Origin of the sequence: Iodobacter fluviatilis, from assembly GCF_004194535.1 — a bacterium.
Classification (GTDB): Bacteria; Pseudomonadota; Gammaproteobacteria; order Burkholderiales; family Chitinibacteraceae; genus Iodobacter; species Iodobacter fluviatilis_A.
In genome coordinates this window covers 1415481-1431147 of the sequence record NZ_CP025781.1, presented here as the reverse complement: position 1 = coordinate 1431147, position 15667 = coordinate 1415481, and the positions used below count along the sequence as shown (strand labels likewise).

15 protein-coding genes, 2 tRNA genes, 3 rRNA genes and 1 pseudogene are annotated in these 15667 nt (G+C 47.6%); 15 read left to right on the top strand and 6 right to left on the bottom strand.

Going from position 1 to position 15667, the window contains the following annotated elements; all coding sequences use genetic code 11:
- Positions 1 to 108 precede the first annotated feature (108 nt).
- The 3 genes from C1H71_RS06280 to C1H71_RS06270 all read left to right on the top strand — a co-directional run bounded on the left by C1H71_RS06280 (position 109) and on the right by C1H71_RS06270 (position 1901).
- Complete coding sequence (locus tag C1H71_RS06280) at positions 109 to 936, top strand: OmpA family protein (RefSeq protein WP_130105803.1); 828 nt, start codon at positions 109 to 111, stop codon at positions 934 to 936.
- A 48-nt stretch (positions 937 to 984) separates the two neighbouring features.
- Complete coding sequence (locus C1H71_RS06275) at positions 985 to 1521, top strand: ferritin-like domain-containing protein (protein WP_130105802.1); 537 nt, start codon at positions 985 to 987, stop codon at positions 1519 to 1521.
- 71 nt (positions 1522 to 1592) lie between these two features.
- Positions 1593 to 1901, top strand: a complete 309-nt coding sequence (locus tag C1H71_RS06270; protein ID WP_130105801.1) for a DUF883 family protein — start codon at positions 1593 to 1595, stop codon at positions 1899 to 1901.
- 502 nt (positions 1902 to 2403) lie between these two features.
- Here the strand turns inward: C1H71_RS06270 and C1H71_RS21340 are convergent.
- The 4 genes from C1H71_RS21340 to C1H71_RS06255 form a co-directional block, all read right to left on the bottom strand.
- A complete protein-coding gene (locus C1H71_RS21340; RefSeq protein ID WP_262488405.1) occupies positions 2404 to 2649 on the bottom strand; it encodes a Crp/Fnr family transcriptional regulator in 246 nt (81 codons plus the stop codon).
- Positions 2650 to 2659: 10 nt separating this feature from the next.
- Positions 2660 to 3157, bottom strand: coding sequence for a Crp/Fnr family transcriptional regulator (locus C1H71_RS06265; protein ID WP_262488404.1), 498 nt, complete (start codon positions 3155 to 3157; stop codon positions 2660 to 2662).
- Positions 3158 to 3413: 256 nt separating this feature from the next.
- On the bottom strand, positions 3414 to 3962 hold the full coding sequence (locus tag C1H71_RS06260; RefSeq protein ID WP_130105800.1) for a DUF1003 domain-containing protein: 549 nt from the start codon (positions 3960 to 3962) through the stop codon (positions 3414 to 3416).
- A gap of 128 nt (positions 3963 to 4090) precedes the next feature.
- The gene (locus C1H71_RS06255) at positions 4091 to 4927 is read right to left on the bottom strand and encodes a BON domain-containing protein (RefSeq protein WP_130105799.1); all 837 of its coding nucleotides are present in this window, start codon (positions 4925 to 4927) and stop codon (positions 4091 to 4093) included.
- 525 nt (positions 4928 to 5452) lie between these two features.
- On the opposite strand from C1H71_RS06255, the gene C1H71_RS06250 reads away from it, so the two are divergent.
- The 12 genes from C1H71_RS06250 (at position 5453) to rrf (ending at position 13474) form a co-directional block, all read left to right on the top strand.
- Positions 5453 to 5677: a CsbD family protein gene (locus tag C1H71_RS06250; RefSeq protein WP_130105798.1), complete on the top strand. Its 225-nt coding sequence runs from the start codon at positions 5453 to 5455 to the stop codon at positions 5675 to 5677.
- Positions 5678 to 5748: 71 nt separating this feature from the next.
- The gene (locus C1H71_RS20615; protein WP_188053623.1) at positions 5749 to 5895 is read left to right on the top strand and encodes a hypothetical protein; all 147 of its coding nucleotides are present in this window, start codon (positions 5749 to 5751) and stop codon (positions 5893 to 5895) included.
- Positions 5896 to 6162: 267 nt separating this feature from the next.
- The gene (locus C1H71_RS06245) at positions 6163 to 6477 is read left to right on the top strand and encodes a BON domain-containing protein (RefSeq protein ID WP_130105797.1); all 315 of its coding nucleotides are present in this window, start codon (positions 6163 to 6165) and stop codon (positions 6475 to 6477) included.
- 141 nt (positions 6478 to 6618) lie between these two features.
- Positions 6619 to 6807, top strand: a complete 189-nt coding sequence (locus C1H71_RS20980) for an alpha/beta fold hydrolase (RefSeq protein ID WP_223146000.1) — start codon at positions 6619 to 6621, stop codon at positions 6805 to 6807.
- Positions 6808 to 6931: 124 nt separating this feature from the next.
- Entirely contained in the window at positions 6932 to 7102 is a 171-nt protein-coding gene (locus C1H71_RS20975; RefSeq protein ID WP_223145999.1) for a hypothetical protein, read from the top strand.
- Positions 7103 to 7211: 109 nt separating this feature from the next.
- Entirely contained in the window at positions 7212 to 7445 is a 234-nt protein-coding gene (locus tag C1H71_RS20970; protein WP_223145998.1) for an alpha/beta fold hydrolase, read from the top strand.
- Between the two features lie 102 nt (positions 7446 to 7547).
- A complete protein-coding gene (locus C1H71_RS06235; RefSeq protein WP_130105796.1) occupies positions 7548 to 7706 on the top strand; it encodes a DUF3309 family protein in 159 nt (52 codons plus the stop codon).
- Positions 7707 to 8125: 419 nt separating this feature from the next.
- A 16S ribosomal RNA gene (locus tag C1H71_RS06230) occupies positions 8126 to 9659 on the top strand.
- Between the two features lie 68 nt (positions 9660 to 9727).
- Positions 9728 to 9804, top strand: a tRNA-Ile gene (locus tag C1H71_RS06225).
- Positions 9805 to 9973: 169 nt separating this feature from the next.
- Positions 9974 to 10049: transfer RNA gene (locus C1H71_RS06220), tRNA-Ala, on the top strand.
- A 291-nt stretch (positions 10050 to 10340) separates the two neighbouring features.
- Positions 10341 to 13230, top strand: a 23S ribosomal RNA gene (locus tag C1H71_RS06215).
- A 130-nt stretch (positions 13231 to 13360) separates the two neighbouring features.
- Positions 13361 to 13474: ribosomal RNA gene (rrf, locus tag C1H71_RS06210) — 5S ribosomal RNA — on the top strand.
- Together the 16S, 23S and 5S rRNA genes with 2 tRNA genes alongside form the textbook arrangement of a ribosomal RNA operon.
- Before the next feature lie 321 nt (positions 13475 to 13795).
- On the opposite strand, the gene C1H71_RS06205 is transcribed toward rrf, so the two are convergent.
- Positions 13796 to 14883 (bottom strand): IS3 family transposase gene (locus tag C1H71_RS06205; protein WP_130105795.1). Its coding sequence is split into 2 segments (ribosomal slippage): positions 13796 to 14631 and positions 14631 to 14883, totalling 1089 coding nucleotides; the frame shifts between segments, so codons are not numbered across the junction.
- 157 nt (positions 14884 to 15040) lie between these two features.
- Positions 15041 to 15498: pseudogene (locus tag C1H71_RS21335) on the bottom strand (DDE-type integrase/transposase/recombinase); the annotation flags it as partial.
- Between the last annotated feature and the right edge of the window lie 169 nt (positions 15499 to 15667).

The window sequence follows — 15667 nt, the reverse complement described above, 5'->3', positions numbered from 1 at the left end:
ATTATGAAAATGCTTCATCTTCACGCTTAAGCACTTTCGTAATCAGGCCCTACTCTGTTGATTGTATTTTGCTACGCAGATGTACTGTGTGGCTTCAAGGATTTCATCATGAATAAGAAAATTGTTACGCCTATATTATTGGCAATCGCCGTGTTGATTGCTGCTTGTGGAACAGCACCTACAAGCACAGGTTTATTGGATCAAACACGGATAGATTATGTGGCCATACAAAATGATCCGGCGGTATTAACTTATGCCGCTGTAGAAATGAAGCAGGCGGGGGATGCTTTAAATAAAGCGAATGCAGCGGCGATCAATAAAGATAGTGAGAAAGAAATTGATAATCTGGCCTATTTGGCAAAACAGAAAATTGCGCTAACACAGGAAGTAGCCAAGCAAAAAGCCAGCGAGGCTGGAGTTGTGAATAGCGCAAAAATAAGAGATCAAGCGCGGCTAGAGCAGCGTACCAAGGAGGCCGATCAGGCTAAAGTGGAAGTGCAGAATGCTAAAGCCCATGTCAGCCAGCTTGATCAACAATTGGCAGACTTAAAAGCAAAAAAAACCGAACGTGGCATGGTGGTCACTCTAAGTGACGTGCTTTTTGGTACAGATCTATCGCGCTTGAATGACGTGGGGATGCAAACGGCTAAAAAATTAGCCGATGTTTTACAGCAAAACCCAAATCGCACTGTCCTCGTTGAAGGCTTTACCGATAGCACTGGGGCCGCTAAGCACAACCAAGGTTTGTCTGAACGCCGCGCTACAGCCGTGCGCAATGCTTTGCAAGAATTGGGTGTTGCAGATAGCCGTATTGCCATTCATGGCTATGGCGAGGCTCATCCTGTGGCCTCAAATAAAACAGCCGATAGCCGTCAACTCAACCGACGCGTTGAGATTATTCTTTCTGACGATACTGGCCGAGTAACACCACGTTAAGCAGCGTCACATCCTATTTTTCTGTTCTTTTTTAAATCGAGAAAAATCATGAGTGATATTACAAATATCTATCCAGGTATTGATATTGAGGAAATAAGAGCGGCAGCTAAAGATATTAGCAATGGCGCGGTCACTGCGGGGTATCAGGGCAACCGCCAGCAAGTGGTGGCGATGCTGAATGACGCTTTAGCCACAGAATTAGTCTGTGTTTTGCGCTACAAGCGGCATTACTACACTGCCAGCGGCTTGCTAAATGGGCCCATTCGGGCGGAGTTTTTGCTGCATGCACAAGAGGAGCAAGCCCATGCGGATTTGCTAGCCGCACGGATTGTGCAATTGAATGGTAAGCCGGATTTTAACCCCAATACCCTTACGGCCCGTAGCCACGCTGAGTATGACGACTCAGACAATATTTTGGCCATGATTAAGGCCAATTTGATTTCTGAGCGGGTAGCGATTGAATCTTATCGCCAGATGATCAAAGACCTCGGCGATACCGATCCAACAACTCGTCTCTTGCTTGCCGGAATTATGGCGAAAGAGGAAGAGCACGCCGATGATATGCGGGATCTACTCGTAACCTGATTGGGCTTGCCCCTGCTTAAGCCTAGTTATATTTTCGGGGCCGATTTTTTACCTATATGAAGGAATTAATTATGTTTGGAAACCATACAAAGCCGCTTAATACCGATGTAGCGAGCCTCGTTAAAGATGCGCAAGCACTGTTGCAATCAGCAAGATCATTGACTGGTGAAAAGGCGGATGAGGCGGTTAATCAGGGCATGCTGCGGCTAGATCGCGTTCTACTCATGGCACGGGATGTGCAGGGAAGTGCTGTGGAAGCGAGTAAATCCATCGTGTGTTCAACTGGGGAGTGTGTAAAAGCTAACCCATGGCGCTCGGTGGCAGTTGCTGCTGGCACAGGGCTATTGCTAGGCGCTATCTTGGGCCGTAGTAGTAAGTAATATTTCCAGACGGGTACTCAGCGCTTATTTATTAGTAGCAATAGTTTTGCTGGGCTTTTATCTAAACTGGAGCGAGTTGTTCTAGCTTGGGCAAAATTGCGCACGCGTTAATTAAAATTGTTTTTGGTTTTAAGTTTTGCCGTTTTATTGGCATGGTTCGCGATTGCGTATGGCACTATTTTGATCGTCTACCTGACTTGGGAGAGCCTGGGGTGTTGGATCTGGTGCATTTTGTGCTTGATTTTTTACAACCTAAGCATTGAGTTCGGTTTATTGGCTGCGCTCTATGCTTTGCCTTTGCGTACTTACCTCTAGTGCGGGATACATTAGAGGTGAAACAGGATCGCCTCATAAGATCAGCAATTGGAAGTAATAAGGGTAAACCGCTGGCAAATGACGCCCCTTACCTTGAGAAAGTTCGGTAGCAGCAAGAGCATTAAAGAAGGGGCTTGGCATATATGCTAAGCCCCTTTTGTGTGTTTATTGAAGGACGGGGGGCGAGTTAAAAGGCCATGGCTTTTGTTGTGGTGCTGGGATTACGCAAGTTTTTGCAGGGTAGTAGGCGATCAAATTCTGTTTTAACGACGGCATAGCATTCGCAGGCCCTTTTTTCTAAGCCTGGACGATCTAGTACCGCAATACGGCCACGGCTGTATTCAATGAGTTTGGCTTTTTGTAAATTACCTGCCGCTTCTGTAACGCCTTCTCTACGCACGCCCAGCATATTGGCAATTAGCTCTTGGGTCATGATTAGCTTATTAAGAGGGCAGACGATCCAAGCTTAATAATAGCCAGCGGCAGAGTTGTTGATCTAATGAGTGATGGCGGTTGCAGACCGCGGTTTGTGCCATTTGAGTGAGCAGTGCTTGGGTGTAACGCAGCAGTAAATGTTGCAAGGGGCCGGCTTTATCAAAGGCGGCGTTAATTTGTTTTTTGCCTAGCCGATAGGCAAAACCTGCACTTTGTACAACAGCCCGACTCGGTGTGCTATTACCGCCCATAAAGAGTGATATTCCCACAAGGCCTTCGTTGCCGACGATGGCTATTTCGGCGGATGCACCACTTTCTAAAACATAAAGTAAAGAAACGATGCTGTTGGTTGGAAAATAAACATGCTGCATTTGTGCTCCAGATTCATAAAGCACATGGCCCAGCGGCAGGTGAATAAGCTCTAATAGCGGTGCTAAAGAGGCATAGTGAGTTGCCGGTAAAGTGGTAAGAATAAGGTTTTGGCAAGGGAAATGAAGTTCTGTCATTTGAGTCTCCAGCTTGGTATTTATTCAATAAAGAGCTAGGTGCTGCAAAGTGAATGAAGTACTTACCCTTAGTTATACCGAATTACTTGCTAATACTATGTTCTTTACCGAACATATATCGTCAATAAAAAAGTGGTAAAAGTAAAGTTTTTATAGTTTTTTTTGTAAGTAATTTGTTGTTTAAGTGTCAGTTCTATGTGTTGAAGCGTTTAAATGACGAGCTGCATTAGCCAGATCAAAAGCTCGGTGTTTTGGTTTATGAGGTTTTGTTTTTTTCAAGCACTTGAGTGAGGAGCTTAATTTGCTCTTGCTGCATTGAAACCAGCTCGGACCATTGTTGATCGCGCAAGACGTCAATTTTTTGGTGCAAAGCCAGCACTTCTAGTTCTGATTTTAAATTCACTTCGTAATCATGCTCGGCCGCGGCACGATCTTTGGCGGCATGCCGGTTTTGCGACATCATAATCACAGGGGCTTGTAATGCTGCCAGCATGGATAAAATCAGATTAAGGAAAACATAAGGGTAAGGATCAAAGGATTTATTAGCCAAGATCAGCGTGTTGAGGACGATCCACGCAAAAAGTATGCCTATAAAAATAAGAATAAATGTCCAAGAGCCGCCAAAAATAGCGATTTTATCGGCCAGTCGCTGGCCCAAAGTTAAAGAGTCATCAAAGTTCTTATTGGTGTTATGGCTTATATGTAGGCGTTTTGTTAAACGCTCCATGACTTTTTGCTCGCTTTCCCCTGCATCTTTGCAGGTTTTTAAAAACTGGCTGGCGAGCTGCTCGTTTGAGTTGTTCATGATGCGGAGTGTCCTTGTTGGGGGGGGGCTGTAGAGAAAAAGGCTTATTTGGATAGCGGATCCAATAATGTAAAAAAGGACCACCAGCCCATTGAGGCCGGTGATCCATTAATTGGGAATAAATGTAATTAAAGGCCGATGAGCCCCTTGGCTTCTACACGCTTCACGCCACGTACATTTTTTGCCAGCTCGATGGCTAAAGAGCGCTCTGCACCGCTGGCTACTTTACCACTGAGTGTCACCACGCCGTGTTGTGTACTCACTGAGATATCTGTGCTTGGCACGTTTCGGGAATATAGAAAGGTGGAGATGACTTTGGTGGTGACCCAGCTATCACTAATGCTTTGATCTGCATCGGATGCAGTGCTTTTGACGCTATTAATAACCTGGGTTTTAGCCCCATCCACCACAATTTGGTTATCTACCGAAACCACGCCACGGGTGTTCATGGCCAAGTTGCTGGCCAGTATTTTGGATTTCACAGTGTTGGCTGTACCCGCTAGCCGCACCTTACCTGCATGGCTCTCTACCGTTGTGCTTAGCCCATCGGTATTTTTACTCCAAAGCAACTTCGATTTAATCGCCGCGCTGATGTTCACATCGTCTATTGCTTCGCCATAACTACGGCTTGCGCCTTCTTTGACTGGTGCGTAATCCGCCTGAACCACAATCTGATTATCGACTTCTTTAATTCCGCCAACGCCTAGGGCGATTTGTTTGGCTAAGTCTTTATTGACCTCTTCATCTACTTTTCCGCTCAGCACTGCTTTACCGTTTTGCACAGATACTTTGAGATCACTGGCTCGCAGATAAGGGCTTAAGGCATAGGTGGTCCAGATCTGGGTTTCCTGTTTGGCATCGCTGATTTCCTGGGGAATGCTTGCCGCAGCAAGCGGACCGCTAAAGACAGTGAGGGCAGCGGCAAGGCTTGAGGCAATCAGTAGTTTGTGGGCGTTTAAATGCATCTTATTTCTCCATCAGAAAAAAGTGGGTTATAAAAATGGCGATCAACCGTGGTATTGAGCTGTTGATGCGCTTTAAATAGGCTTTTCTCAGTGCACCCGATACTAGCAAGCATGCCAAGTAGCTTGCTTAAGAAGGGGGTAAGTGCTTAGGCATAAACAATGCGTGGGAAGAAAAAAACTGTCTGTACGCTAGCGCACTTAAGTGGCTTTTTTATTCCAAGATCATTGCATTGGGCTCGGTGGATTTGAGCTGCGGGCTTGCTGCGATGGCGGAGAGGAAGTGGGCTAGGGAGAGAGGCTAAAAGATTAAATACGCTTATGTTCGCCAGCGCACCGACCAAGTTTAGACATCTGCTTTAATCTGGTTCTGTCATCGATAGTTTTCGCACCAAGCATGGCTTGGCTGCATCTCTAGAAGCTCATGTTTAGCATCATCAGGCGGCATGTAGTTGATGAAGTGTTCGATGTAAAAAGGGGCTGAAATGGCATCATGCCATTTGCCTCCTAAACACAAAGGAGCTTGATATGAATTGGGATATCGCCGAAGGCAACTGGAAAGAATTTAAGGGCAAAGTGAAAGAGCAATGGGGCAACTTAACGGATGATCATCTGGATGTGATTGCGGGTAAGCGCGACAGGCTGGCAGGCCAAATCCAGAAAGCCTATGGCATTACAAAAGATGAAGCCGAGTTGCAAATTACCAAGTTTGAAAAGCTCAATAAAGATGCCCCACCTAAGCATCTTCCATAGTTTTGCTTAGCCCTCAGGTTTGCTTGGCGGATGAGTCGTCAGCAAGCACCTAGCCAGTGCCGGAGAACAAGATGTTGCTCTTTCCCTTGATGATGCTTGGTCTAATTGCAGGTTTTATCATTAATAAGATACTGACCACGATAAGCCAAGGGGTGGTGCTGGATATGATCTTTGGCGTGCTGGGGCTTTTTGGGGCTGCTGGGCCGTCATTTCCTTAGGCTATGAGGGTATGAGCGAGCTTAGCCTTTACAGCTTGTTTATTACTGTAGCGGCTACGGTTGCTTTAATCGTTGGTGTTCGTGCCATTTTGGGGGCGCTCTTATTGCTGCGAATCTCCCGAGAGCTGGCTCGTCACAGGTTCTGAGGCTATGGGTGAGTTGCGCAGCTTTATAAGCAAGACTGCTTGCGTGATGGCAAGCAAAAAATAACTCGTTTGCTCTGATCTTGAACATTTTCGTTTTCTTATCCCTTTTGGAGAATTAGCCATGAAACACCTCGGCAAGTATTGTGCAGCATTTTTTGTGGTGACCGCCTTATTGTCTGTGGCCGCTTGTTCATCTGCGCCAACGCAAGAAGGTACGGGCGAGTATCTAGATGATAGCGTTGTCACTGGTAAAGTGAAGTCGACCATTTTTGGTGACCCTAAGCTGAAATCTATGGAAATCAATGTAGAAACATTTAAAGGCGTAGTGCAATTGAGCGGTTTTGTTAGCTCACAGGCCGCTTCAGATCATGCTGAGCAGCTGGTTAAAACAGTGAAAGGTGTGAAGTCAGTTAAAAATGATATGCGAGTTAAATGATCGCATATTGAGTCGTCTTTTTTAGATTTTCATACAAGCAGCCTGTGAGGGAAGTTGCCAGGCTGCTTGTAGATGAAAAGCGTGATTGTTTCCTGTGTTTAGTGAGTGCCGTTTATTCAACTCAATAAAGGATTATTCGTCATGAATATCATTACAACATCTGATCATACTGAGCTTTTTGTTAAAGACAGGGGCTCAGGTCAGCCTGTTATTTTATTGAGTGGCTGGCCATTATCATCCGCCAGCTGGGAAGATCAGGCGATGGTGCTTGTAGAAGAAGGCTATCGCGTGATTAGTTATGACCGCCGCGGTTTTGGTCGCTCATCCTAGCCTTGGAATGGCTACGATTACGATACTTTATCGGATGATCTGGCCACGGTGATTCAGCAAACGGGAGCCGTTGATGCAACGCTAGTGGGCTTTTCAATGGGAGGGGGGGGGAGTTGCCCGCTATATGTCTCGCCATCAAGGCAAGTCTGAAGTGAAAACGGCACTGATCTCTTCGGTACTGCCCTTTATGCTGAAAAAGAACAATAACCCCGATGGTGAAGAACAAGAAGTATTTAACAATATGATTGAAGATCATAAAAGCAGATCGGGCAAAGTTCTTTGCTGGGTTTTTTAAGAAGTTCTTCGGTATTGGCATCATTGCGCCCAGCCAGTGAGCGATGAGCTTATGCATTGGATGCTGAGTATTGCGATGCAAGCCAGCTTGAGAGTCACACATTGAATGTGTGAAGTTATTCTCAATCACCGATTTTCGTGATGACCTTAGCGCGTTTAATGTGCCCACTCTTATTATTCATGGCACCGATGATAAAACTGTACCCATCGAAATATCTAGCCGAGAGGCCGCTCAAGGTATTCCACAGGCCACGTTGATTGAGTATGAGGGGGCGCCACATGGATTGTTTGCTACAGATAAAGACATGCTGAGCCGGGATTTAATTAGTTTTCTTCAACAATAGCACTCGCAGTTTTATCCCCCGCAGAGTTGCCATTGGAGCCTCTGGGAGAGTCGTGTTCGCGGCCTAGTACCGGATTAAATTAACTTTTTTTAGGGGAATATCATGAGTGTAGGAACCATATTATTGATCGTGCTGATCCTAATGCTAATCGGGGCCATCCCAAGCTGGCCACACAGCAGAAGTTGGGGTTATGGCCCAAGTGGCGGTTTAGGCCTTATTGTCATTGTTGTTGTCGTTCTATTACTTTTGGGGTGCTTGTAGAAACAGTCGTCAGCAATGCTCATACATGCTTGGTTATAGAAGGCCGTCCAGGTGACGGTCTTATTTTTGAGCTTTTTTCTGAGCGTAACTGTGGCATGACTCCTTGCTAAAAAAGAGATCAGATCTCTGTGGCTTAAAAATACAAAATAGCCCCTCATAAAATCAAAGACTTAGTCACTTGTTGCGTTTTATCTCGTTTCACGGGTTGACGGGGCTGGGGGATGGGGGTATATTTCGGCCTCTCGCTGCAGCGCACACAGCAACACGGTGTTCTAGCAGTAGCGAATGATCTTTAAAAAAATACAGTCGATGAGTGTGAGTGCTTGATTCGGAAGCGAAACAAGTGCTTGCATTAGTAAAGAGGGGCCAGCGATGGTTACTCTGAATAAAGTAAGCCAGTAAGTACTAGCTTAGCGATTAAACTAAAGAGTTTGATCCTGGCTCAGATTGAACGCTGGCGGCATGCTTTACACATGCAAGTCGAACGGTAACAGGGTGCTTGCACCGCTGACGAGTGGCGAACGGGTGAGTAATATATCGGAACGTACCTAGTAATGGGGGATAACTATCCGAAAGGATAGCTAATACCGCATACGCCCTGAGGGGGAAAGAGGGGGATCGCAAGACCTCTCGTTATTAGAGCGGCCGATATCAGATTAGCTAGTTGGTGAGGTAAAGGCTCACCAAGGCGACGATCTGTAGCGGGTCTTAGAGGACGATCCGCCACACTGGAACTGAGACACGGTCCAGACTCCTACGGGAGGCAGCAGTGGGGAATCTTGGACAATGGGCGCAAGCCTGATCCAGCAATGCCGCGTGCGTGAAGAAGGCCTTCGGGTTGTAAAGCGCTTTTGTTCGGGAGGAAATCCTAGTGGCTAATATCCATTGGGGATGACAGTACCGGAAGAATAAGGACCGGCTAACTACGTGCCAGCAGCCGCGGTAATACGTAGGGTCCAAGCGTTAATCGGAATTACTGGGCGTAAAGGGTGCGCAGGTGGTTGATTAAGTGTGATGTGAAAGCCCCGGGCTCAACCTGGGAATTGCATTGCAAACTGGTCAACTAGAGTATGGCAGAGGGGGGTGGAATTCCGCGTGTAGCAGTGAAATGCGTAGAGATGCGGAGGAACACCGATGGCGAAGGCAACCCCCTGGGCTAATACTGACACTCATGCACGAAAGCGTGGGGAGCAAACAGGATTAGATACCCTGGTAGTCCACGCCCTAAACGATGTCTACTAGTTGTTGGGGAATTCGTTCCTTAGTAACGCAGCTAACGCGTGAAGTAGACCGCCTGGGGAGTACGGCCGCAAGGCTAAAACTCAAAGGAATTGACGGGGGCCCGCACAAGCGGTGGATGATGTGGATTAATTCGATGCAACGCGAAAAACCTTACCTAGCCTTGACATGTCAAGAATCCCTGAGAGATCGGGGAGTGCCGCAAGGAACTTGAACACAGGTGCTGCATGGCTGTCGTCAGCTCGTGTCGTGAGATGTTGGGTTAAGTCCCGCAACGAGCGCAACCCTTGTCCTTAGTTGCTACCATTTAGTTGGGCACTTTAAGGAGACTGCCGGTGACAAACCGGAGGAAGGTGGGGATGACGTCAAGTCCTCATGGCCCTTATGGCTAGGGCTTCACACGTCATACAATGGTCGGTACAGAGGGTTGCCAAGCCGCGAGGTGGAGCTAATCTCATAAAACCGATCGTAGTCCGGATTGGAGTCTGCAACTCGACTCCATGAAGTCGGAATCGCTAGTAATCGCGGATCAGCATGTCGCGGTGAATACGTTCCCGGGCCTTGTACACACCGCCCGTCACACCATGGGAATGGGTTTCACCAGAAGTAGGTAGGCTAACCGTAAGGAGGCCGCTTACCACGGTGGGATTCATGACTGGGGTGAAGTCGTAACAAGGTAGCCGTAGGGGAACCTGCGGCTGGATCACCTCCTTTCAAGAGAAGTCTTTTGGATTGAGTACTCACACTCATCGGCTGTAGAAAAGAAGATACGAAATCACATTGGGTCAGTAGCTCAGTCGGTTAGAGCATCGTCTTGATAAGGCGGGGGTCACAGGTTCGATTCCTGTCTGACCCACCATTCTAATCCGCACTAGCCTGCGTGATGCGTCGTCATAAAATAACTTGTGTACTGAAACGTACACGGCGTTATTTTATTTCTAGCCTCACTTGACTATTGCGGCCAGAAAGGTGATTGCTTAATGAATTTATTGAGCAGCCAATTTGATTTGAGTATGTGCGGAATTATTGGGGGCTTAGCTCATCTGGTAGAGCACCTGCTTTGCAAGCAGGGGGTGAACGGTTCGAGTCCGTTAGCCTCCACCATTCTTTTAGAGTGGTGGAAAAATGAAGTTCAGAAAATAGAAATAAATCACTGTCTCAAGAGAGATTCATCGCTTGAGACGATCATTTATTTCTGGTTTCTAAAATCAGCAAGACGTATCTTTGATCTTTAAAAAAATAGAAGAAGTAATACTCAAATTTAGAAATAAATAAGGGTAGATTGTATGAAACCTTAAATCTCGAAGTCAGAACTGAGGTTTAAGTGTCGCAAACAAAGCGAAATCAGATACTTTGAATTGTATTAACTTTGTTAATACGTGTTTGAGGTTATAGGATCAAGCGACTAAGTGCATCTGGTGGATGCCTTGGCGATGATAGGCGAAGAAGGACGCGTTAGCCTGCGAAAAGCACGGGGGAGCTGGCAAATAAGCATTGATCCCGTGATATCCGAATGGGGAAACCCGGCCCTTTTGGGTCACTCATCACTGAATACATAGGTGATGTAGAGCGAACTCGGCGAACTGAAACATCTAAGTAGCCGAAGGAAAAGAAATCAACCGAGATTCCCAAAGTAGTGGCGAGCGAAATGGGAAGAGCCTGCATGTGATAAATCAAACTTTAGTGGAACAGTCTGGAAAGTCTGGCGACAGTGGGTGATAGCCCCGTACACGAAAGAGATTGGTTGGTACTAAGCATGCGACAAGTAGGGCGGGACACGAGAAATCCTGTTTGAAGATGGGGGGACCATCCTCCAAGGCTAAATACTCATCATCGACCGATAGTGAACCAGTACCGTGAGGGAAAGGCGAAAAGAACCCCGGGAGGGGAGTGAAATAGAACCTGAAACCGGATGCATACAAACAGTGGGAGCCCTTGCAAAATGGGGTGACTGCGTACCTTTTGTATAATGGGTCAGCGACTTACGTTCAGTAGCAAGCTTAACCGAGTAGGGGAGGCGTAGGGAAACCGAGTCCGAATAGGGCGCATAGTTGCTGGGCGTAGACCCGAAACCAAGTGATCTATCCATGGCCAGGATGAAGCTGCGGTAAAACGCAGTGGAGGTCCGAACCCACTAATGTTGCAAAATTAGGGGATGAGCTGTGGATAGGGGTGAAAGGCTAAACAAACTTGGAAATAGCTGGTTCTCCTCGAAAACTATTTAGGTAGTGCCTCATGTATCACTGACGGGGGTAAAGCACTGTTATGGCTAGGGGGTCATCGCGACTTACCAAACCATGGCAAACTCTGAATACCGTCAAGTGCGAGCATGGGAGACAGACTGTGGGTGCTAACGTCCATGGTCAAGAGGGAAACAACCCAGATCGCCGTCTAAGGTCCCAAATAATCAGTTAAGTGGAAAACGAGGTGGGAAGGCATAGACAGCCAGGATGTTGGCTTAGAAGCAGCCATCATTTAAAGAAAGCGTAATAGCTCACTGGTCGAGTCGTCCTGCGCGGAAGATGTAACGGGGCTCAAACTGATAACCGAAGACGCGAATATGCACGATGTGCATATGGTAGAGGAGCGTTCCGTAGGCCTGCGAAGGTGTCTTGAGAAGGATGCTGGAGGTATCGGAAGTGCGAATGCTGACATGAGTAGCGATAATGCGGGTGAAAAGCCCGCACACCGAAAACCCAAGGTTTCCTGCGCAACGTTCATCGGCGCAGGGTGAGTCGGCCCCTAAGGCGAGGCAGAAATGCGTAGTCGATGGACAACGGGTTAATATTCCCGTACCGATATAAAGTGCGATGGGGGACGGAGAAAGGTAGGTCAGCCCACTGTTGGAATAGTGGGTTTAAGCGAGTAGGCGTGTGGCTTAGGCAAATCCGGGCTGCTATAACGCTGAGACGTGACGACGAAGTCCTCGGACTGAAGTGATTGATCCTATGCTTCCAAGAAAAGCCTCTAAGCTTCAGCTTTATATTGACCGTACCGCAAACCGACACAGGTGGGTAGGAAGAGAATTCTAAGGTGCTTGAGAGAACTCAGGAGAAGGAACTCGGCAAATTATCACCGTAACTTCGGGAGAAGGTGAGCCCATATTAAGTGAAGGCCCTCGCGGCTGGAGCTGAAATGGGTCGCAGAGAAATGGGGGCTGCGACTGTTTATCAAAAACACAGCACTCTGCAAAGTCGAAAGACGACGTATAGGGTGTGACGCCTGCCCGGTGCTGGAAGATTAAATGATGGGGTGCAAGCTCTTGACTGAAGTCCCAGTAAACGGCGGCCGTAACTATAACGGTCCTAAGGTAGCGAAATTCCTTGTCGGGTAAGTTCCGACCCGCACGAATGGCGTAACGATGGCCCTACTGTCTCCTCCTGAGACTCAGCGAAGTTGAAATGTTTGTGAAGATGCAATCTCCCCGCTGCTAGACGGAAAGACCCCGTGAACCTTTACTGTAGCTTTGCATTGGACTTTGAAGTGGTTTGTGTAGGATAGGTGGGAGGCATTGAAGCATGGACGCTAGTCTGTGTGGAGCCAACCTTGAAATACCACCCTGACCCCTTTGAGGTTCTAACCTTGGTCCGTTATCCGGATCGGGGACCGTGCATGGTAGGCAGTTTGACTGGGGCGGTCTCCTCCCAAATTGTAACGGAGGAGCTCGAAGGTCGCCTAGGTACGGTCGGACATCGTACTGATAGTGTAATGGCATAAGGCGGCTTAACTGCGAGACAGACAAGTCGAGCAGGTGCGAAAGCAGGACATAGTGATCCGGTGGTTCTGAATGGAAGGGCCATCGCTCAACGGATAAAAGGTACTCCGGGGATAACAGGCTGATTCCGCCCAAGAGTTCACATCGACGGCGGAGTTTGGCACCTCGATGTCGGCTCATCACATCCTGGGGCTGTAGCCGGTCCCAAGGGTATGGCTGTTCGCCATTTAAAGTGGTACGTGAGCTGGGTTCAAAACGTCGTGAGACAGTTTGGTCCCTATCTGCAGTGGGCGTTGGAAATTTGAGGGGGGCTGCTCCTAGTACGAGAGGACCGGAGTGGACAGATCTCTGGTGTACCGGTTGTCACGCCAGTGGCATCGCCGGGTAGCTAAATCTGGAAGAGATAAGCGCTGAAAGCATCTAAGCGCGAAACTCGCCTCAAGATGAGATTTCCCCAAGGCTTTAAGCCTTTTAAAGGGTCGTTCGAGACCAGGACGTTGATAGGTCGGGTGTGGAAGTGCAGTAATGCATTAAGCTAACCGATACTAATTGCCCGTAAGGCTTGATCCTATAACCTGAGACGCGTGTGTGCGACGGTATAATCTACCCAGATTAGAGTTAAATTTGAGTATTGAATTACTTCTTCTATTGAACTGAACGCGTTGTGGAGCAATACACACAACGAGTTAACCCGTTAAAGTCTGGCGACCATAGCGAGGTGGCCCCACTCCTTCCCATCCCGAACAGGACAGTGAAACACCTTAGCGCCGATGATAGTGCAGATTACCTGTGTGAAAGTAGGTCATTGCCAGACACCCTAAGCCGTAAACAAAACCCCCGTACTCGAAAGAGGCGGGGGTTTTGCTTTGGGCGGAAAAAATGGCGGCAGTGGTAAGAATGCACTAATTTTTATCTGTATGTGTTTCTCGATATCTTCAGCCGAAAAATGGTCGGCTGGCAGGTGTACGCATGTTGACGCCGACCGAAAACTGACCCAGGTGCTTTACTTATTCTGCTTAACTCTTGAGCAGAGGATAAAAGGTGATCACCATGGAAATGATGGAAATCACCACGCGCACAGGGCTGGCGCGTAACACGGTAATCCCCCATTTTTAAGCTCACTTAAAAGTAGAGGCTAGGCATGTAATGCCAGTTTTTGTTTCGGGGTGATGCCGCCCAATCCCATGTGCGGACGCTCGTTATTGTAAGTCCAAAGCCATTGCGTTGCGGTTTCTTGTACTTCAGCAAGACTTTCAAAGTCATCGCAGGCCAGCCATTCATAACGCACAGTCCGATTATAACGCTCAATATATGCGTTTTGCTGTGGATTGCCAGGCTGAATATAAGCCAATTCAATCGATTGTTGCTCTGCCCAATTTTTCAGCAGATGGCTGATATATTCTGGGCCATTATCGGACCTGATTCGTTTTGGCTTGCCGCGCCATTCAATAATTTGATTCAGGCTGCGTATGACGCGCTCTGCTGGCAAAGAGAAATCGACTTCAATGCCCAATCCTTCCCGATTAAAATCATCAATCACATTAAATAAGCGAATACTGCGGCCATCGGCCAATTGATCGTGCATAAAATCCATCGACCACGTTTCATTTTTTGCCTCTGGCACAGCTAATGGCGCTGGGGTTTCACGATCTAAGCGTTTTTTAGGCTTAATCCGCAGATTTAATTCTAAATCGCAGTAAATCCTGTAGACCCGTTTATGATTCCAGTGCTTTTTCTTTACGTTTCGCAGATGCAAAAAACAAAGGCCAAAGCCCCAGTTGCGATGCGTTTCCGTGAGTTGAACCAATGAGTCAGCGATTTGGGCATTTTCTGCATCCAGCTTACGAACATAGCGATAGCAAGTCGTGCTAATCGCAAAGCTGGCGCAAGCTGCACGAATAGAAACGGCCTTGGTTTCAACGGCCCATTGAGCCATCTCACGACGCTGAGATGGCTTCACTACTTTTTTGACATGGCCTCCTTGATGATATCCGCTTGCATCTGGGCTTCGATATACATCTTTTTAAGGCGCTTATTTTCGTCCTCCAGCTCTTTCATCCGCGTCATCATCGAGACGTCCATGCCGCCAAACTTAGCGCGCCATTTGTAGAAAGAGGCAGAACTCATGCCGTGCTCGCGGCACAGATCGGGGACGGTTGAACCGGCTTCCGCTTGCTTTAAAATCGCCATAATCTGGCTGTCAGAATAACGTGCTGCTTTCATGTAGAGCTCCTCAAAGACTACGAGAAAATTCTACTTAAAAATGAGCTGGTTTTGTGGGGGGATTACCACACCATTCGCGCTTGGGTTCGCAAACTCGCTGCCAAGGCTGAGTCGCAATACCGAGGGCTGCGTCAATCACGGACACCACGCTTTGGGTTTATTCCTGATTTGCTAGCTCAAATTGCTTGGCAAATACTGCTGGCTCTTCATCGTTCAAACGTGAATGACGGCGAATTCGGTTGTAAAAAATTTCAATATATTCGGTGATTTCCTCCTGCGCTTCCACTCGTGTTTTGTAGCTACGGTGATGAACCAATTCATTCTTCAATGAGCCCACTTTCCATTGGCGCATTGTCATAGCAGTTCCCTTTGCGTGACATAGACCCCCGCAAGCCCGCCAATGCCACTTGCCTGGCTCCCTCGATCCGAATGTAAAATCAATCCTTCCTTAGGTCGCTTTTGCGCCAAGGCCAGCTTCAATGAGGCACTCACCAACTCTTTTGTCATTCGACTACCCATCGCATAACCGACGATTTCACAAGTAAACACATCCTTGATTCCAGCCAAATAAAGCCAGCCTTCTGTGGTCGGAAGTGGAGTAAGAGACGGGGCGTAGTCGTACTATTTCCCCGTCTCTCCTCTCCGAACCGGACTTGCACCTTTCAATGCATCCGGCTCTTCATCTAAGTGCTGCTCATCGCAAAGGCAACCTCACCATACCTCGACTCCATGGTGCTGATCGGCTCGTCGTGCAATATGAATGGATTTTCAGTCAAGGTTCGCC